Source organism: Burkholderia sp. 10_S31 (assembly GCF_056930375.1).
In genome coordinates this window covers 1982866-2000043 of the sequence record NZ_JBXOWK010000001.1, presented here as the reverse complement: position 1 = coordinate 2000043, position 17178 = coordinate 1982866, and the positions used below count along the sequence as shown (strand labels likewise).

Sequence of the window (17178 nt, the reverse complement as noted above, 5' to 3'; positions counted from 1 at the left end):
TGTTGTCGTTTGCATTGCGGCGGGTCGTATGCGCGCCGCGCGTCACGCCGCCGTGTCGGCCAGCAGGCTCGACGCGAGCGGACAGAACGCATGCGAGAGCGCATCGACCGTCCAGTCGGGGCTTTCGGCGTCGAATCGGCGGTCGACCCAGCCCCAGTGATACGGATGCAGCAGGTATTCGCCGAGCAGGTCGCCGACGTGCGCGAACTCCTGTTGCCAGACGTGGGTCCACCCGCCGGGCGCCACGCTCCGGCTCAGCCGCCAGTTGCGGATGCCGGGCATGAACGCGGGCATGCGCAGCAGTTCGCGCTCGAGGTCGCGCACGCGCGCTTCGCCGGCCTCCGGCCGCACACGCAGCATCAGCGTGCGCCATACGCCGTCGCGCAACGCCGGCTCGCGCAGGCCGCCGCCGATCGCGCGGCACGCGGCGCCGTCGATCCGCACGACGCCCGGCACACGCGACAGCGCGGTGAAATCCGTCGCTTGAACGGTCGCCCGTTCGTCGCGCAATACGTCGAGCGTGTAGCCGCCCGCGCCCCAGCAGCCTTCGAGATTGCGCGCGAGCGCCACGCGGGTTGCGCCGGGCAGCGCATGCGCGGCGTCGCGCAATGCACGTTCGAATGCGCCGGCATCGTCGATCGCCGAAACGTATATCTGGGCCGTGTCATGCCGCATGGTCGACCTCCGTCAGCGCGGGCAGCGGCGCATCGGCGTCCGTCATCACATGGCGGCGACGCGTGTCGCACAGCGCGTCGACGGCCATCCAGAACGCGACCACGTCGCCGTCGGTCAGCGCGCGCATCCGGTAGTACGACGGCGCGTCGGCAACCTGCCACGTCAGCCACAGCGTGCTCGGCTGCCCCGGCACCGCGACGGGCGGTGACACCCAGCGGCCGGCCGCCACGAGCCCACGCGCCGCATGGCCCGGCAGATAGCGGTCGTGCAGCAGCGCCAGCACGTCGGAAATGCGCTCGGGCGCGAGGGTGATTTCGTCTACGATCTGAATCATTCGCGGGTCGTCTCGGGTGGTTCGTGGCGGGAAGCAAAACCGGCCGCCTACGCCGTTCCGGCGAGGCCGGAAGCAACCGGTGTGGATAGCATTCTTGCGTGGCGACGGTCGGCGAACCCCTACCGGCCCGCTCACCAACCCCTGTCGCAACGCTCAGATCGGGAGAGACATGAAACAGCGCGCAATGCCGGCACGCGGCCGCGTGCTGCCGGGACTCGGCGTGCGCCTGCTCGACGAACTGGCGCGCAGCGGTGCGCCGCAGGCGCAACCGCGCGCGACGCCGGACGCAACGACCGCAACGGCAGCGACGGCAGCGACGCCCGGCGGCTTCGTCGCGCTGTACCGCGACGCGATCGAGCGGCTCGAGGCGCAGGTCGCGCGCGGCGACGGCCATCCGCCGATGCGCAAGCAGGAAGTCGATCTGATGTGCCGCTGCCTGCTCAGTTGTGCGACGCTCGCCGATGCGATCCGCTGTGCGGCCGAGTTCTGCGAGATGCTGACGCCGCGTGCCGGCACGCTGTCGCTCACGGTGCGCGACGCTCGTGCGACGTTCCGGATGGATTCGCTGCGCCGCACGCGCAGCCGGGCCGCATGCCTCGTCGATCTGACCGGGCTGTTCTGCTATCTGCAGTTGTTCGGCTGGCTGATCGGGCAGCCGCTGCGGCCGGACGAAGTCTGGCTCGGCCATCCGCGCCGCGACGACGCGATGCCGCTGCTCGGGCTGTTCAACGCGCCGGTCGACATCGGTCGCAAGACCTATGGATTCGCGTTCGATGCGGCGCGGCTCGATGCCCGCGTGATCCGCCAGCCGGGTGAGCTTGCCGCCTTCCTCGTCGATTTTCCGTTTCGTCTGATCGATGCGGCGCCGGCCGTCGTGTCATGGGCGCAGCAAGTACGCGGCTTTCTCGATGCGGCGCTCGCGCGCGAGCAGGCGCTGCCGGCGCTCGCCGAGCTGGCGACGTGGCTGGGCGTGAGCGAGGCGACGTTGCGGCGGCGGCTGGCCGCCGAAGGCAGCGGCTATCACGTGTTGCGCGAGCAGTGCCTCGCCGACGTCGCGCGGCGCTGCCTGCGCGAGTCGGACTGGCCGGTCGCGCGGATTGCAGCGCATCTCGGATTCGGTGGCGAGGAAGCGTTTCGGCGGGCGTTCGTGCGATGGACGGGCATCGCACCGAGCCGATTCCGGCGCGATTGCGGCGCCGCCGAGATCCCGTTTCATCAGACATGAAGCGCGGTTCGGGCGCCTTGAGCGAAAGGAAATAGAAAAAATTCGCCGAACAATGACGTTTTTTCGCATCCCCGCGTGCTTCGATAATTGACGCGCCCGAGCGCTCGCCATTACGCTTGCGCGCTGATGGTTCCCGGAGACGGGATCAAAAGGGAACGCAGGAGAGGCAGCGCCTCGAATCTGCGGCTGCCCCCGCAACTGTAAGCGGCGAATCCGCGCCACTCCACGCCACTGGGAAACCGGGAAGGCCGGCGCGAATGACGACCCGCGAGCCAGGAGACCTGCCATCGACCCGAGGTCCAAGCAGCCGCACCGGGCGGGGTGTCCCGGCGCGCCAGGCACCGCCTTTGGCGGTCGCCCCGTTGCATGGACGGCCCGACCTCAGGATCCTTCGGATGTCCCATCTTTCCGCCTCCGCTTCCACGCCGGAAGCGTCGCGCCGCTGCGCCGCCGGCATGCGCGGCGTCTTCCCGCGCGTACGCCGTACCTGCAACACGATCACGCTCGCCGCATCATGAATCTTCGCCACCTTCTCGCCACGTCCGCCGCCACCGCGCTGCTCTCCCCGATCGCCCACGCCGCTGGCGACACGGCACCCGCGCAGCCGTCCCAGCCTGCAAATGGCGCCGACCTCCCGACGATCACCGTGACCGACACGCGGCACCTGCCCGAGTCGTTCGACCAGCGCTATGCGACGACGCAGGTGCTCACGCGCGCCGACCTCGACCGGCTGTCGCCGAGCGATCCGAGCATCACGCAGGCGCTCGCGACACTGCCGGGCGTGACCGTCTCGACGACCGGCGGCCCCGGCGCGTCGGCATCGGTCAGCATCCGCGGCTCGTCGGCCAGCCAGGTCGCGGTGTTCATCGACGGCATCCGGATCGGCTCGCCGACCACCGGCATCGCGCCGTGGGCCGACCTGCCGACCGAAGCATTCGAGCGCGTCGAGGTGATTTCGGGGCCGGCCGCCGCGTCGTTCGGTGCGAACGCAATGGGCGGCGTCGTGCAGCTGTTCACGCGCCGCGCCGCCGGCCAACCCAACCAGACGACCGTGTCGTTCGGCGGCGGCTCGAACAAGACCTTCGACACGCAGTTGCGCACGTCGGGCACCGTGCCCTCCACCGGGCCGCTCGCCGCACTCGGCGGACTCACCTACTCGCTCGGGCTGCACGACTACAACACGGCCGGCATCGACGCAACGCGGCCCGTGTTGCCATACCACGAGGACGGCCGCAATCCGTATCACGCGCAGGACCTCGATGCACGCCTCGGCTACGCACGCGACAACTGGTCGATCTCGACGTTCGCGCTGTATCACCGCTCCGACCTGTCCTATGACAACGCCGGCTTTGCGAACCGACAGCTCGATCATCAGCTGACGACCGGCATCGCGTTCCATCTCGACATCACGCCCGACACGCAGTTCGACCAGTCGTTCGGTTATGCGAACGACCGCCAGTTCCTGTATGCGAGCGACCCGTCCATTTCGACCGACCAGATCAACTCGCAGCGCATCAGCTCGTCGACGTCGCTGACGCATCAGGAACACGGCTTCCGCCTGTTCGGCCTGCCGCTGTCGGGCGAGACGAAAGTCGCGTACGACTTCACGCGCGAGCAGGCGTTCCTGCCCGTCGACATGCCGGAAGGCGTGCCGACGCGCAATGACTCCGCGTTCTCGCTGCATCAATCGGCGACGCTCGGCAGCGTGACGATGTTCGTCGCGGGCCGTCACGAGATCATCGCGGGGAAAGCCGTGAACACCGGCAACGCTGCGCTGTCGTGGGCGATCACGCCGGTGTACACGGCGCGCGTGTCGTACGGCAATGCGTTTCGCCTGCCGGCGTTCAACGACCTGTACTACCCCGGTTACGGCAATCCGAACCTGAATCCGGAGCGCAGCGATTCGGTCGAGGCCGCGCTCGACGCGAACACCGCGTACGGCACGTTCAGCGCCGCGATCTACGACACGCGCATCAACAACCTGATCGCGTACAACCCCGCGACGTTCTCGCCGATGAACATCGGCCGCTCGCATATCCGCGGCATCGACCTGTCGTACAAGGGCACGATCGGCCGCTCGACGCCGGTGAGCATCGCCGTCGGCATCCTGAATCCGCAGGACGAAACCAACGACAGCTGGCTCAACCGCCGGCCGCGCCAGACGGTCAGCGTGAATATCGACCACACCTGGGACGAACTGCACCTGCACGCGCTGAGCACGGGGGCAACGGCGAGCTACGGCGGCACGACATTCGACGACCCGGCCAACACGACGTATCTGCCGTCGTACCTGACCGTCAACCTGCGCGCGTCGTACAAGATCAATGCGCACCTGACGGTGTCGGCGACGCTGTCGAACCTGTTCGACCGCCAGTACATGACCGCGTACGGTTACAACACGCTCGGCCGCACCGCGTTCGGCAAGGTCAGTTATACGTTCTGACCGGGGCGGTCGGTGCAGCGGCGCCCGCGGTCGCGGGTGCCGCTGCGGACACGATTTCGGGTGCCGGATGCCGTCGTCGTGCGCGAGCGGGCGCGTTCGATCGCGCTGCGGTGCGCATCAGGACCATACGACGCCTCGCACACCCGCGATCAACTGGATCGCGCCAAACACCGCGATCACGACGGCCGACACGCGCGACAGCCCGTGCATGAACGTCAGCGACATCTTCGTGCGCAATACGGCGGTCGCGCCGCTCAGGCACAGCCACCACGTCGCGGAACCCAGGAACACGCCGACGACCATCAGCGCGACGGTCGCCCCCATTGCGTCGCCATGCGTGCCCGCCAGCGGGCCGAGCGCCGCGAAAATGCCGACGAACGACAGGATCGTCATCGGGTTGGACAGCGTCAGGCCGAACGTCGTCAGGAAATCGCGCAGCACGGTCGTGCGCGGCAAATCGCGTTGTGTCGCCGACGCGGCCGGCGCCTGCCGGGCGATGGTCCAGGCCAGCCACACGAGGAACGCGCCGCCGCCAATTTTCAGCGCGACGGTCAGCATCGGAAACGCGGTGACGATGCCGGCGACGCCCAGCGCACCGAGCAGCCCGTAGATCGCATCGGCGCATGCGGCGCCGATCCCCGTCGCGAACCCAGCACGAAAGCCGCGGCTCAGGCCCCGCTGGATGCACAGCATGCCGATCGGGCCGACCGGCACCGCGATCGACAATCCCATCACGACGGACTTGATGAACAGCATGGCCGGCTCCTCGCGACATCCCGTGGCTTGAAACGTCATCGTAGGGAAAGTCCGGTCGCCGCTGAAGGCGGTTTTTAAGGAAAAATGGCTGCTTCAGCTTAAAAACTCCACCACGATGGACGAACTCGACTGGAAGATACTCGCGCTGCTGCAGGCCAACGGCCGCATCAGCTACACGGAGCTGGCGCGCCAGGTTCACCTGTCGGTGCCGGCGGTGACGGAACGCGTGAAGCGTCTCGAGTCGGCCGGCGTGATCGAAGGCTACACGGCGCGGGTCAATCCGGCCGCCGCCGGGTACCCGGTGAGCGCGCTGATCGGCATCACGGTGCCGCAGCCGGCGAAGGCGAAATTCCTGAAGCTGCTGGAGACGATTCCCGAAGTGGTCGAGTGCCATCACGTGACCGGCGCGGATTCGTACGTGATGCGGTTCGTCGCGGTCAGCATGGCGCACCTCGAGCAACTGATCGAGCGCATCAACCTGTACGGCGAAACGCGCACGTCGATCGTGATGTCGACGCCGCTGCCGGCCCGCGGGCTCGCGCGTCCGGCTGCGCCGGTCAAAGGCATTCGGGGGTGACAGGATGCGGTTCAGTGCGCGATGCTGTGCACCGCGCACCTTGCAAGCACCGGACAATCTGCCATGACAGTGATCGGACTCAATCATTACAACCTGCGCGCGGATCGGGCGACGCTCGATACGCTGCGCGATTTCTACGTGAACGTCGTAGGCCTCGAGTTGGGCTATCGGCCGCCGTTCCAGAGCAACGGCTACTGGCTCTACGCGGGGACCCAGGCGATCCTCCACCTGTCGGAAGCATGGCCCGGCGAGGTGCGGCCGGCGCATGTCGTCAATACGTTCGACCATATGGCATTTTCATGCGCGGACGCTGTCGACATGGAACGGCGTCTCACCGACGCGAAGATCCGGTACTCGCACACGTACGTGCCGCTCACGCGCCAGCTGCAGCTGTTTTTCACCGACCCGGCCGGCAATGGCGTCGAGTTGAATTTCGCGCAGCCCGACGACATTTCCGGTGACGATGCCGGTTAGCGCGGCACTGCCGTTTGCGTATTCATCGTCAGGCACCCTGCTTCCGCGGGGCGCGTGAAGGAAGGGGCATCAAGGCCATATCGGCCGGACGTATGTCACTGCCGCTTCACGAGCTTCACGATCGTAAGCGCGCCGTTCACGCGCTCGACCCGGACCTTGACCTTGTCGCCCACGCGCAGCGACTCGATCATCGTCGGGTCGCCGGCCTTGAACGCCATCGTCATCGGCGCCATCCCGACGTTCTCGAGCGCGCCGTGCTTCAGCGTCACCATCCCGCGCGCGGCATCGATCCGTTTCACTTCGGCATCGGTCAGCGCCGCGGCCGGTGCCGACATCTTCATGTCGCCCATGTTCATGTCGGACATGCTGCCCGCCGCCCGCACCTGTGCCGCAACAACGCCCATCGCACCGAGGACTGTGATGGCAATGGCAATGGCGATGCATCGGATCTTCATCGAGATACTCCCGTGCGCGGCGGATGACGAATACGCCGCGCTACACCAGCAACGTCGCGACGGCCCACGCGATCAGCACGACACCCAACGCGCGCCCGACGTACTCGCCGCCCGGCAGCACCTTTTCGACCAGTACGAACAGCGACAACGCGATGATCCACACGACGTTCATCACGCCGCCGACGAACAGCAGCGCCATCAGCAGCCAGCAACAGCCCACGCAATACGCGCCGTGGCGCACGCCGAGCAGGAAGCTGCCCGTGATTCCCGGCCGCCAGTACGTTGTGAGGAACCGCACCGGTGACCGGCATTGCCGCAGGCATGCCTGCTTCAACGGCGAGAACTGGTAAATGCCGGCCAGCGCGAGCACGATCGCGGACAGCATCGCGCTCTTCGACCACAGCATCATTCCGGAGATCAGGCCGGCAGGCTGCAGCAGCATCTGCAGCGCGGCCGCAGCGACCGAGAACGCGAACCACGATGCCAGATAGCCGGCCAGCAGGCAGGTCGACGTGAATGCCGCTCCCGTGCCCGCCGGATCGTGATGCCGCAGCACGCGCCGGTACAGCAGCACGAGCGGCGCCGCGCCGGGCGTCATCATCGCGATCATCATCACCCACCACATCAGGATCACGGTCGCCAGCGACGGGGCCATCGCGCCCATGTCGTCGGCCAGCCGATGCGGGAACAGCGCGACCGCCGTCATGTCCAGCGCCGACATGCCAGTGCCGGCGCCCGTCCACAGGTAGACCCAGCACGCGCCGACGAGCGCGGCCATGCCGAGCAGCGTGACGACGCGCTCGCGCCCGAGAACATGGTCGACGGGAATCATGCGGCGCGATGCCGGATCAGCCCGTGATTGTTCAGATGCAGCCGCGCGAACTGCGCGTAGCTCCGCTCGAGGTCCAGTTCGATGTGACCGTGCGACCGGCCGGTGCCCGAACCGATCTCGGCAATCTCGTATTCGAAGCCGTGCGGCAGGTCGATCCGTACGCGATGTTCGGCGCCCGTCACCGGGTTGCGGATCGGCTCGCCGACGACGTCGAACACGCCGTCGACGCTGATCCGGCCGCGCCGCGCATCGACATCGACGTCAAAATCGATCTTCGCGAAGATCGGATCGAACGCCTGTTCGAGCGTCGACGCGAACACGGCGAACATCGTCGCGAATGGATCGGTATCCTGACCGGTCATGATCTTCAGCACGGCCTCGCATTGCGCGGGACTCGCGCTTTCGTCGACGATCGGCTGGCAGCGGCCATGGCCTTCGTGAATCGGCCCCGGCCACTGGAATACGACCGCGATCCGGACACCGTCGAGCACCACGTCGCCGTAGTGACCGCTGTCGATCGAAATCGCCCCCATCGCTTCGCAGTTGCCATGCGTCGGCAGCGAATTGAACTGGCAGGGACAACCGTATGAGCAATTGCAGTTCATCAGCTCGGTTCCCTGAATCTCCCACGGCGTCATGGCGTCACCTCACGCGATCGATGGCACATAATGCTTCGAATCTAGTGCACCGCACAGGGGAAAGCAAAGGGCGCACGAGGCGTCTCGATCGCCCCAAAAAACGATGTCCGTGCAGCGTTCGACGGCGCTGATCCGACGAATTCGCCGCCGTCGTGCCACCGCCCCCGATGCAAGGCGCGCGGCACGAAACGGCGCGTCCGGTCGATCGTGTACGAGCGCGGCCCGACAAAAGCCGACAGCCCGGTCGCGTCACCACAAATGCGGGCATTCCGCAACGGTGCTGGTCCATACTGTTTCGCAATCGACGACGTCCCCGTTCGTCGCTGCCGTCCCGGATGGCTGTCATGCGCGTTCATAGTGCGTTGCTCTTTCTCGTCGGCACCCTGCTCACCGCGGGCGGCTATGGCGCCACCTTCCTGTTGTCGATGCGCTTTCACGCGATCGGCGGTAGCGATCTCAATACCGGCGCGGCACTGGCCGCCGCGACGGTCGGCACCTTCGCCGGCCTGTCGGTGGTCGGCTGGTTCTCGCAGCAGATCGGCACCGCGCGGATCGCCGCGCTGTCGTCGCTGTGCATCGGCGCCGGCATCGTCGGCTTCGCACTCGTCGGGCGTGCGCCGTCCGCCGACCTGCCGTCCGGCTTCCTGGTCGGCTTCGGCTGGGGTGCGTTTCACCTGGCCGCACCGATGTCGCTCGCCGAGCGAACCAGCGGCGCGGCTCGAAACGTGTGGTTCTTCCGGTCGGCAACCTTCCAGATGACGGGGATCGGCGCATCCCCGGCATTGGCCGCGTATGCGATGCGAATGCTCCATTGGTCGATCGACGACACGCTTTACGCGGTCGGTGCCCTGTGCGCGCTGGCGTCGCTGATGCTGGAGGCGTTCGGCCGCCTGTGTCCGCGCCCGCCCGCCGCCATATCGGGCGGCCGCTGGGTGCGCGACTTTCGCGCGATCTCGCGCACGCGCGCCGCCGTGCCGATCGCGATGATCGCGCTCGGCACCTGCGTGTTCTCCGGCCTGATGACGTTCCAGATGTCGTTCGCGCAAGGCACGCAGGCGCGGCCCGGCACATTCTTCAGTCTTTACACGATGACGGTGATTACCGCGCGCTGGCTGCTCGGAAGATGGGTGAGGCTGGCGCGCCCCGAAACGGCGACCAAGGGGCTGCTCGTGATGATGCTGCTCGGCGCACTCGCGATGTTCGGCGCAGCCGAACATGCGTCGTTCCAGTCCGTCGCGGCCGTCCTGCTCGGCGCCGGCTACGGCCTTATGTATCCGGTGATCCAGGCCCAGGCGGTCAACGATTGTGCGGACACGCAACGGCACGGCGTGCTGACGTGGTTCGTCGCGTCGTATTTCATCGGCACGTTCGGCTTTCCGTCGGTCGGCGGCTGGGTGATGGTGCACGCCGGCAAGGGCGCGTTGCTGATGCTCATCACGAGCTGCGGTCTCGCGGCGCTGTCGCTCGCGTTCCTGCACGACCGGCCGGCGCAGGTGCGCACGCAATAGGCGGCGGCACGACGCCGGCGCGGCTAACCGGGTTTCTTCGGCGCGCGTGCGACGGCGAACCACGCCATCGCCGCGCCCGCCACCCACGCGCAGGTCAGCAACAGGTCGAAGTCCATCATCCCTTCGAAATTCGCGCTGTTCTCGAAGCTGCAATGCCGGCTGCGGAGGAATTCGATGCAACCGCTGACGACCCACTGGACGTGCATGAATACGTGATAGACGGCAAAAGCCGAAGCGATGATGGCGACGCGCAGGCGTATAGTCGTGTTCATTCGGCGCCGGAGGCGGTGGGCTGGTCTGACGCCGATCTTAAGACAACGACGCCGTATCAGGCAATCGATCCCGCGCGAACGTCACGACCGGCATGCACGAGCGCGAATCGCCATCCGCATAAACCCCGAGGAAACCCATGGTGTCGCGCTTTCGGCGCGGCTTCGTTCGACGCTCGTCGCTTGCGGATTCACGGTATTCATGCCGGTGAACGACGGTTGTTACGCGTCGTCGATCTGCCTGAGCGTCTTCAGGCAATCCACCGCCAACTGCTGATAGATCCGCGTGCCGTTCGCCTTCGCGTCGATCTCCGCCTCGCTCAGCCGCCGCACGACTCGCCCCGGCACGCCCGCGAGCAACACGCCGCGCGGCACGTCGTACCCAGCCTTCACGAACGCGCACGCGGCGACGATCGTCGTCGCGCCGATCGTCGCGCCGTCCATCACGACCGCGTTCATCCCGATCATGGTGTCCGGTTCGAGCGTCGCGCCATGCACGATCGCGCCGTGGCCGACGTGGCTGTTCACGCCGAGCCGGCACGTCTCGCCGATGCCGACGTGCAGCACGCAGCCGTCCTGCACGTTGCTGCCGACGTCGACGACGATCGCGCCGAAGTCGCCGCGCAGGCTTGCATGCGGACCGATGTAGCAGCCCGCGCCGATCGTCACGTCGCCGATCACGACCGCGCTCGGATGAACGTACGCGGACGGATCGACGCGCGGACGCATGCCGTTGAATTCGAACAGCGGCATCGCTCAGAGCACCGCGGCCGCTTCGGGCACGAGCATGAACAGGTCGCCGACGACACCGTAGTCGGCCACGCTAAAGATCGGCGCGTCCGGATCCTTGTTGATCGCGACGATCACCTTCGAATCCTTCATCCCGGCCAGATGCTGGATCGCACCCGAGATGCCGACTGCGATGTACAGCTGCGGCGCGACAATTTTCCCGGTCTGGCCGACCTGATAGTGGTTCGGCACGTAGCCCGCATCGACTGCCGCGCGCGATGCGCCGAGTGCGGCCTGCAGCTTGTCTGCCAGCGGCTCCAGCACCTTCATGTAGTTCTCGCCGCTGCCCAGGCCACGGCCGCCCGACACGATGATGCTCGCCGACGTCAGCTCCGGACGATCCAGCTTCGTCACTTCACGGCTCACGAACTGCGACTTGCCTGCGTCGGCTGCCGCTTCGATCTTCTCGACCGCTGCGCTGCCGCCTTCCGCCGCAACCGGATCGAAACCCGTCGTTCGCACCGTGATCACCTTGACCGGATCGCCCGACTGTACCGTCGCGATCGCGTTGCCCGCGTAGATCGGACGCTCGAACGTGTCGGCTGAAACGACCGCCGTGATGTCCGAGATCTGCGCGACGTCCAGCTTCGCGGCGATGCGCGGCGCGATGTTCTTGCCGTAGGCGGTGGCCGGCGCAAGGATATGCGAGTAGTTCGATGCGACGGCCAGCACCGTCGCTTCGACGTTCTCGGCAAGACCGTCCGCGAGCTGCGGCGCGTCGGCCAGCAACACCTTCGAAACGCCCGCGATCTTTGCCGCTGAGTCGGCCGCGCTCTGTGCGTCATGGCCTGCAACCAGCACGTGAATGTCGCCGCCAATGGCCTGCGCCGCCGCCACCGCATTCAATGTCGCGGCCTTGATCGGCGATGCGCCGCCTGCCGATGCAGCATCGTGCTCGGCAATTACCAGAATCGTCATTTCTTTCCGCTCTCTCTTACAGCACCCTGGCTTCGGTCTTCAGCTTGTCGACCAGCGTCTTCATGTCCGGCACCTTCACGCCCGCGGCGCGCTTCGGCGGCTCGTTCACCTTCAGCGTCTTCAGGCGCGGCGTCACGTCCACGCCCAGGTCTTCCGGCTTCATCGTTTCCAGCGGCTTCTTCTTCGCCTTCATGATGTTCGGCAGCGTCACATAGCGCGGCTCGTTCAGGCGCAGGTCGGTCGTCACGACCGCGGGCAGTCGAAGCGACAGCGTTTCCGCGCCTCCGTCGACTTCACGCGCGACCGTGGCACGCCCATCGGCGATCGTGACCTTCGACGCGAACGTCGCCTGCGGGAGACCGGCCAGCGCGGCCAGCATCTGGCCGGTCTGGTTCGAGTCGTCGTCGATCGCCTGCTTGCCGAGGATCACCAGCTGCGGCTGCTCCTTGTCGACGAGCGACTTCAGGATCTTCGCGACGGCCAGCGGCTCGACGCCATCGATCGCTTCGACGAGGATCGCGCGATCCGCACCGATCGCGAGCGCCGTGCGCAGCGTCTCCTGCGCTTGCGCCACGCCCACCGACACGGCCACCACCTCCGTCACGACGCCGGCCTCCTTCAGCCGCACGGCCTCCTCCACCGCGATTTCGTCGAACGGGTTCATCGACATCTTCACGTTCGCGATATCGACGCCGGTGCGGTCGGACTTCACGCCGACCTTCACGTTCGCGTCGACCACGCGCTTCACTGCCACGAGCGCTTTCAACTGCCTGTCTCCTTATATCTTCGATTTGCTTCAAACTTCAGTTGTGGCACGCCGTCAGGCGCGTCAGCGCGCGGTGTAGCCGCCGTCGATCACCAGCTCCGCTCCCGTCACGTAGCGCCCAGCCGGCGACACGAGATACAGGATGCCGGCCGCGATGTCGCGCGGGCTGCCGATCTTCGCCATCGGCACGTGCGTCTGCATGTATTCGAACGCGCGATCCGGATCCTGGCCCATCTGGCGGAACGCGTCCTCCAGCATCGGCGTGCGGATGTAGCCCGGATGCACCGAGTTCGCGCGGATGTTCTTCGCCGCGTACAGCATCGCGTCGACCTTCGCCATCATCCGCACCGCCGCCTTCGACGCGTGATACGCGGGCACGTCGGGGCCGCCGACGATCCCGTACATCGACGACAGGTTCACGATCGAGCCGCCGCCGGCCGCTTCGAGGTGCGGAATCGCCGCGCGCGTGCACAGGAACACGCCGTTGACGTTCACGTCCTGCACGCGCTGCCACTGCGCGAGCGTGAGTTCGTGCGTCGGCACGTTGTGCCCTTCGATGCCCGCGTTGTTCACGAGCACGTCGAGGCGCCCGAAGCGCGCGACGATCTCGCCGAACACGCGCGCCACGTCGGCCTCGTGCGTCACGTCGAGCGACCAGAACGCAGCCTGGCCACCCTGTGCGCGAATCTCCTCGACGAGCGCCTGCGCCGGTTGCGACAGCACGTCGAGAATCGCGACGCTCGCGCCGGCCGCGGCCAGCGTGCGTGCCGTTTCGGCGCCGATGCCACGCGCGCCGCCGGTGATCGCGGCCACCTTGCCGCGCAGGTCGAACAGGTCTTCGATGAGTTTCATTGCAATTGCTCCGAGAAACCTCGCCACTTCCCCCAAGGGGACTTCCTTCGGGGCGGATGGCGGGAAGGAAAGGCATGCTGTTGACAGGCTGTGGGAATCCCCCGCCTTTAGGCGGAAGAGGGCGTCAATGCGTCTCCGTTATTCAGGCGAACCGTCGTCGAACGGCCCGGCCATCAGAGGCGTTATCGCGCAGCCGGCGCGGCCAGGAAATCGAGGCATTCCCGATTGAAATAGCCCGCATGCTCCACCATCACCCAATGGCCGCAGCGGTTCAGCAGCACGAAGCGCGCGTCGCGGCAGCGTTCGAGGAACGTCAGCGCGCCGCCGACCGGATTGAAGCGGTCGTCCGTGCCCCAGAAGCCGAGCACCGGGCAGCGCAGGTCGGCGAGCGCGCCCGTCAGGTTCGGCACGCTCATCGTCGACAGCACTTCGGTCGGCTGCTCGACGCATACCTTCATCCGCTCGGCGACGAGCGCGTTGGTGACGATTGCCGGATCGTGCACCAGCAGCGTCAGCAACTCGCGCATGGTGTCGTCATTCATCTGGCGATTGGTGAACAGCTTCACCATCCGCTGGATCCCTTCCATCCGGAAATAGGTGTCGCGATCCTCGACGCCGCCCGGCGCCATCATGATCAGTCCGTCGACTTCGTCGGGGTAATCGAGCGCGTACTTGAGCGCGATCGCGCCGCCGAGCGAGTTGCCGAGCAGCACGGCTGGCCCGATACCCAGTGCGGACAGCTGCGCGTGCAGCGCGCCGACGAAGAAATCGAGCGTATAGGCGACGTCGGACGGCTTCGACGACTGTCCGTAGCCCGGCAGGTCGACGACGATCGCGCGATGGCCGGCGGCCGCGAACGCGGGGTAGTTGTGCTTGAAATTGCTGAAACCGCTGGCGCCCGGGCCGCTGCCGTGGATGAACACCACCGGGCGGCCTTCGCCCGCCTCGAAATGATGCAGGCGCAGGCCGCCCGGTACCTCGGTGAAGATGCCGGCCGGCGGCGTCGTGGGGGTCGTCATCGCGGGTTGTCTCCTTCGTCGGTCGATGGATGCTTGCCACGATGATTGCGCCGCAGGCGCCGCCCGGCATCATCCTTTCAGACTACGAAGCCGCGCGCGCTTGTTCCTATCATCGGGCCACCGAAACGGAGGCAGACGATGAACGGATTCGACTACAGCGGCAAGACGGTGCTCGTGACGGGCGGCACCAAGGGCATCGGGCGGCGCATCGCCGAGCGTTTTCTCGCGGCGGGCGCACGCGTGTTCGTGTGCGGGCGTAGCGCGCCCGACACGCCGCCTTCGGCCGGCGGCCGCACGGCCCGCTTCGTCGCGACCGACCTGCGCGATATCGATCAGGTCGACGCGATGCTCACGACGATCCGCGCTGCGGCCGGCGGCCTCGACGTGCTCGTCAACAACGCGGGCGGCTCGCCGTTCGCGCTCGCGGCCGACACATCGCCGCGCTTCACCGAATCGATCGTGCGGCTGAACCTGATCGCGCCGCTGCAGCTCGCGCAGCGCGTGAACGCGATCATGCAGCCGCACGGCGGCGTGATGCTGTTCATCGCGAGCGTCAGCGCGTCGCGGCCGTCGCCCGGGACGGCCGCCTACGGCGCCGCGAAGGCGGGCCTCGTCAACGCGGTCACGTCGCTCGCGGTCGAGTGGGCGCCGCGCGTGCGCGTGTGCGCGATCAGCCCGAGCCTCGTGCAGACGGAATCGGCTACCGACGGCCACTACGGCGACGACGATGCGCTCGACGCCATCCGCGCGACGATACCGGCCGGACGTCTTGCGACGCCCGACGACGTCGCGGCGGCGTGCCTGTTCCTCGCATCGCCCGACGCGTCGTACACGTCGGGCACGAACCTGCGGCTCGATGGCGGCGGCGAACGGCCCGCGTTCCTGTCGGCGGCACAAGCGAACGCGCGATGACACACGCAGCGCACGCAGCACGCGCAGCGTTGCCCGATCGTTTCCAGTCCTAGGGAAGTCATCTAGTTCATTTTGACGATTCCCTGCTACCGCGATCTCCCTACTCTGCCTCTCACGACAACCACAGTCGACCGTCGTCGATACCCCCAGAGGAGACACCATGCATCAACGGATTTCGCGCCGTACCGACAAGCGGGCCGCCGCCACGCTGTCGACGCTGGCCGCCGCGCTGCTGTCGTGCGCCGTTCCCGACGCACACGCAGGCAGCACGATCGCGCTTGGCGCCGACACGACGCTGGACTATACGTTCACGCTCAGCTACGGGCTCGGCATGCGCACGCGTGCGCCGAGCGGCAATCTGCTGACGCCCGCGAACATCAACGGCGACGACGGCGATCGCAACTTCGCGAAGAACAAGCTGATCGAGAACCAGGTCAGCCTGCTCGGCGAAGTGAACCTGAAGCACGACGACTGGGGCGTGTTCGTGCGTGCGGATACGTTCTACGACCAGGCCTATCACCGCCCGAACTACAACGACGCGCCGGGCACGGTGAACCACTCGGGTCAGTACAACGACTTCACGAGCGACGCGCGCTACTGGTCGGGCGGCCACACGACGCTGCTCGCCGCGTATGCGTACAACACGTTCCATCTCGGCTCGACGAGCCTGAACGTGAAGGTCGGCGACCAGGTGGTCGCATGGGGCGAAAGCCTGTTCTTCCCGAACATCGCGGGCGCGCAGGGTCCCGCCGATGCGGCCAAGTCGTACATGGCGGGCGCCGAGGTGAAGGACATCCTGCTGCCGGTGCCGCAGATCTCGACGCAGTGGCAGATCACGCCGAACTTCAGCCTGCTCGGCTACTACCAGTTCTCGTACCAGCAGAACCGGCTGACCGCGCCCGGCACGTACTGGAGCTACTCCGACGTCACGGGCCCCGGCGCGCAGTACATCATCGGCCCGGGCGGGATGATCATTCCGCGCGGCCCCGACGACAAGCCGAGCGCGCGCAACCAGTGGGGTATCGGCGCGCGCTTTCGCGTCCTCGGCGACACCGAGCTCGGCCTGTACCACCTGCACTACAACGACATGAACCCGAGCGTCGTCACGACGTACTTCCCGACGCTCCAGTACCAGCAAAAGTATTTCAGCAACATCAAGCTGACCGGCGCGAGCTTCTCGACGCAGGTCGGCCCGGTGAACGTCGCGGGCGAAGTGTCGTACCGCCAGGGCGCGGCCGTGCTCGTCAACACGCCGACCGGCCCGCAGTCGACGCGCGCGAACGTGCTGCAGACCAACCTGTCGGGCATCTATTCGATCGGGCCGAGCTTCCTCGCGAACTCGCAGTCGCTGATCGGCGAACTGACGTACGTGCATGCGGGCAGCATCTCCGAGCTCGACGGCTCGACGACGCTCGCCAACTCGCGCAATGCGCTCGCGATGGAGATCGCGTGGACGCTCAGCTACAAGAACGTGTTCAACGGCTGGGATCTCGACGTGCCGCTGACCTACACGCACGACCTGACCGGCACGTCGCCGCTCGCCGGCGCGCTCGGTTCGCTCACGGGCCAGGGCGATCACCGCGTGACGGCCGGCGTGACGTTCACGCGCCTGAGCAACCTGCAGCTGTCGCTCGTCTACGCCAAGTTCCTCGGTTCGCCCAACCCGGTCACGCGTCCGCTGTCGGATCGCGACTATGTGCTCGCCACGGCGACCTACCACTTCTGAGCGGCCCGTC

Annotated in this window: 19 protein-coding genes and 1 riboswitch; of the genes, 7 read left to right on the top strand and 12 right to left on the bottom strand. The window is 67.0% G+C overall.

All coding sequences use genetic code 11. The features are described from left to right. Positions 1-42 precede the first annotated feature (42 nt). The gene (locus AC1Z3W_RS09005; RefSeq protein ID WP_483507467.1) at positions 43-675 is read right to left on the bottom strand and encodes a Dabb family protein; all 633 of its coding nucleotides are present in this window, start codon (positions 673-675) and stop codon (positions 43-45) included. Then, on the bottom strand, positions 665-1009 hold the full coding sequence (locus AC1Z3W_RS09000) for a hypothetical protein (protein ID WP_057925105.1): 345 nt from the start codon (positions 1007-1009) through the stop codon (positions 665-667). Before AC1Z3W_RS09000 ends, AC1Z3W_RS09005 begins: the two co-directional genes overlap by 11 nt. 169 nt (positions 1010-1178) lie before the next feature. On the opposite strand from AC1Z3W_RS09000, the gene AC1Z3W_RS08995 reads away from it, so the two are divergent. Together AC1Z3W_RS08995 and AC1Z3W_RS08990 are read left to right on the top strand one after the other, a co-directional pair. Beyond that, complete coding sequence (locus AC1Z3W_RS08995; protein WP_483507466.1) at positions 1179-2234, top strand: helix-turn-helix domain-containing protein; 1056 nt, start codon at positions 1179-1181, stop codon at positions 2232-2234. A gap of 110 nt (positions 2235-2344) precedes the next feature. Further along, positions 2345-2537: riboswitch (cobalamin riboswitch) on the top strand. Positions 2538-2748: 211 nt separating this feature from the next. Beyond that, on the top strand, positions 2749-4677 hold the full coding sequence (locus tag AC1Z3W_RS08990) for a TonB-dependent receptor domain-containing protein (RefSeq protein ID WP_057925103.1): 1929 nt from the start codon (positions 2749-2751) through the stop codon (positions 4675-4677). 117 nt (positions 4678-4794) lie between these two features. Here the strand turns inward: AC1Z3W_RS08990 and AC1Z3W_RS08985 are convergent, their stop codons facing one another. After that, positions 4795-5433 (bottom strand): LysE/ArgO family amino acid transporter, encoded by a 639-nt coding sequence (locus AC1Z3W_RS08985; RefSeq protein WP_483507465.1) that lies wholly within the window; start codon positions 5431-5433, stop codon positions 4795-4797. A 115-nt stretch (positions 5434-5548) separates the two neighbouring features. Between AC1Z3W_RS08985 and AC1Z3W_RS08980 the strand changes: the two genes are divergently transcribed. Beyond that, positions 5549-6010 (top strand): Lrp/AsnC family transcriptional regulator, encoded by a 462-nt coding sequence (locus AC1Z3W_RS08980; RefSeq protein ID WP_057925101.1) that lies wholly within the window; start codon positions 5549-5551, stop codon positions 6008-6010. A 63-nt stretch (positions 6011-6073) separates the two neighbouring features. Continuing rightward, positions 6074-6484 (top strand): VOC family protein, encoded by a 411-nt coding sequence (locus tag AC1Z3W_RS08975; protein ID WP_483507464.1) that lies wholly within the window; start codon positions 6074-6076, stop codon positions 6482-6484. A gap of 95 nt (positions 6485-6579) precedes the next feature. Here AC1Z3W_RS08975 and AC1Z3W_RS08970 read toward each other — a convergent pair whose 3' ends face one another. From AC1Z3W_RS08970 to AC1Z3W_RS08960, 3 genes are read right to left on the bottom strand one after another with little or no spacing between them, the layout of a single operon-like run. Beyond that, positions 6580-6939, bottom strand: a complete 360-nt coding sequence (locus AC1Z3W_RS08970) for a copper-binding protein (protein WP_057925100.1) — start codon at positions 6937-6939, stop codon at positions 6580-6582. 40 nt (positions 6940-6979) lie between these two features. After that, the gene (locus AC1Z3W_RS08965; RefSeq protein ID WP_057925099.1) at positions 6980-7771 is read right to left on the bottom strand and encodes a DUF2182 domain-containing protein; all 792 of its coding nucleotides are present in this window, start codon (positions 7769-7771) and stop codon (positions 6980-6982) included. After that, on the bottom strand, positions 7768-8409 hold the full coding sequence (locus tag AC1Z3W_RS08960) for a DUF1326 domain-containing protein (protein WP_057925098.1): 642 nt from the start codon (positions 8407-8409) through the stop codon (positions 7768-7770). The genes AC1Z3W_RS08965 and AC1Z3W_RS08960 overlap by 4 nt, the downstream gene beginning before the upstream one ends. 344 nt (positions 8410-8753) lie before the next feature. On the opposite strand from AC1Z3W_RS08960, the gene AC1Z3W_RS08955 reads away from it, so the two are divergent. After that, positions 8754-9917: an MFS transporter gene (locus AC1Z3W_RS08955; RefSeq protein ID WP_057925182.1), complete on the top strand. Its 1164-nt coding sequence runs from the start codon at positions 8754-8756 to the stop codon at positions 9915-9917. Positions 9918-9940: 23 nt separating this feature from the next. On the opposite strand, the gene AC1Z3W_RS08950 is transcribed toward AC1Z3W_RS08955, so the two are convergent. From AC1Z3W_RS08950 to AC1Z3W_RS08925, 6 genes are all read right to left on the bottom strand, one after another. Further along, the gene (locus AC1Z3W_RS08950) at positions 9941-10189 is read right to left on the bottom strand and encodes a hypothetical protein (RefSeq protein WP_057925097.1); all 249 of its coding nucleotides are present in this window, start codon (positions 10187-10189) and stop codon (positions 9941-9943) included. A 219-nt stretch (positions 10190-10408) separates the two neighbouring features. After that, complete coding sequence (locus AC1Z3W_RS08945) at positions 10409-10939, bottom strand: acyltransferase (RefSeq protein ID WP_057925096.1); 531 nt, start codon at positions 10937-10939, stop codon at positions 10409-10411. A 3-nt stretch (positions 10940-10942) separates the two neighbouring features. Next, on the bottom strand, positions 10943-11893 hold the full coding sequence (locus AC1Z3W_RS08940) for an FAD-binding protein (RefSeq protein WP_175824688.1): 951 nt from the start codon (positions 11891-11893) through the stop codon (positions 10943-10945). 16 nt (positions 11894-11909) lie between these two features. Next, the gene (locus tag AC1Z3W_RS08935) at positions 11910-12659 is read right to left on the bottom strand and encodes an electron transfer flavoprotein subunit beta/FixA family protein (protein ID WP_483507463.1); all 750 of its coding nucleotides are present in this window, start codon (positions 12657-12659) and stop codon (positions 11910-11912) included. 63 nt (positions 12660-12722) lie between these two features. Beyond that, positions 12723-13511, bottom strand: a complete 789-nt coding sequence (locus AC1Z3W_RS08930) for an SDR family NAD(P)-dependent oxidoreductase (RefSeq protein ID WP_057925093.1) — start codon at positions 13509-13511, stop codon at positions 12723-12725. A 182-nt stretch (positions 13512-13693) separates the two neighbouring features. Next, positions 13694-14530 (bottom strand): alpha/beta fold hydrolase, encoded by an 837-nt coding sequence (locus AC1Z3W_RS08925; RefSeq protein WP_057925092.1) that lies wholly within the window; start codon positions 14528-14530, stop codon positions 13694-13696. 138 nt (positions 14531-14668) lie between these two features. Here AC1Z3W_RS08925 and AC1Z3W_RS08920 point away from each other — a divergent pair, with 138 nt between their 5' ends. Together AC1Z3W_RS08920 and AC1Z3W_RS08915 are read left to right on the top strand one after the other, a co-directional pair. Next, on the top strand, positions 14669-15442 hold the full coding sequence (locus AC1Z3W_RS08920) for an SDR family oxidoreductase (protein WP_483507462.1): 774 nt from the start codon (positions 14669-14671) through the stop codon (positions 15440-15442). Between the two features lie 160 nt (positions 15443-15602). Then, positions 15603-17168 carry a DUF1302 domain-containing protein gene (locus AC1Z3W_RS08915; RefSeq protein ID WP_124832072.1) on the top strand — a complete coding sequence of 522 codons (1566 nt, stop codon included), beginning with the start codon at positions 15603-15605 and terminating at the stop codon, positions 17166-17168. Positions 17169-17178 lie beyond the last annotated feature (10 nt).

Bases quoted from the DNA above. Each gene is read 5' to 3' on its own strand.
- AC1Z3W_RS08945 (WP_057925096.1), bottom strand. From the start codon at position 10,939: ATGCCGCTGTTCGAATTCAACGGCATGCGTCCGCGCGTCGATCCGTCC.
- AC1Z3W_RS08985 (WP_483507465.1), bottom strand. From the start codon at position 5,433: ATGCTGTTCATCAAGTCCGTCGTGATGGGATTGTCGATCGCGGTGCCG.
- AC1Z3W_RS08980 (WP_057925101.1), top strand. From the start codon at position 5,549: ATGGACGAACTCGACTGGAAGATACTCGCGCTGCTGCAGGCCAACGGC.
- AC1Z3W_RS08950 (WP_057925097.1), bottom strand. From the start codon at position 10,189: ATGAACACGACTATACGCCTGCGCGTCGCCATCATCGCTTCGGCTTTT.
- AC1Z3W_RS08965 (WP_057925099.1), bottom strand. From the start codon at position 7,771: ATGATTCCCGTCGACCATGTTCTCGGGCGCGAGCGCGTCGTCACGCTG.
- AC1Z3W_RS08975 (WP_483507464.1), top strand. From the start codon at position 6,074: ATGACAGTGATCGGACTCAATCATTACAACCTGCGCGCGGATCGGGCG.
- AC1Z3W_RS09005 (WP_483507467.1), bottom strand. From the start codon at position 675: ATGCGGCATGACACGGCCCAGATATACGTTTCGGCGATCGACGATGCC.
- AC1Z3W_RS08915 (WP_124832072.1), top strand. From the start codon at position 15,603: ATGCATCAACGGATTTCGCGCCGTACCGACAAGCGGGCCGCCGCCACG.
- AC1Z3W_RS08960 (WP_057925098.1), bottom strand. From the start codon at position 8,409: ATGACGCCGTGGGAGATTCAGGGAACCGAGCTGATGAACTGCAATTGC.
- AC1Z3W_RS08930 (WP_057925093.1), bottom strand. From the start codon at position 13,511: ATGAAACTCATCGAAGACCTGTTCGACCTGCGCGGCAAGGTGGCCGCG.
- AC1Z3W_RS09000 (WP_057925105.1), bottom strand. From the start codon at position 1,009: ATGATTCAGATCGTAGACGAAATCACCCTCGCGCCCGAGCGCATTTCC.
- AC1Z3W_RS08955 (WP_057925182.1), top strand. From the start codon at position 8,754: ATGCGCGTTCATAGTGCGTTGCTCTTTCTCGTCGGCACCCTGCTCACC.
- AC1Z3W_RS08990 (WP_057925103.1), top strand. From the start codon at position 2,749: ATGAATCTTCGCCACCTTCTCGCCACGTCCGCCGCCACCGCGCTGCTC.
- AC1Z3W_RS08920 (WP_483507462.1), top strand. From the start codon at position 14,669: ATGAACGGATTCGACTACAGCGGCAAGACGGTGCTCGTGACGGGCGGC.
- AC1Z3W_RS08970 (WP_057925100.1), bottom strand. From the start codon at position 6,939: ATGAAGATCCGATGCATCGCCATTGCCATTGCCATCACAGTCCTCGGT.
- AC1Z3W_RS08925 (WP_057925092.1), bottom strand. From the start codon at position 14,530: ATGACGACCCCCACGACGCCGCCGGCCGGCATCTTCACCGAGGTACCG.
- AC1Z3W_RS08940 (WP_175824688.1), bottom strand. From the start codon at position 11,893: ATGACGATTCTGGTAATTGCCGAGCACGATGCTGCATCGGCAGGCGGC.
- AC1Z3W_RS08995 (WP_483507466.1), top strand. From the start codon at position 1,179: ATGAAACAGCGCGCAATGCCGGCACGCGGCCGCGTGCTGCCGGGACTC.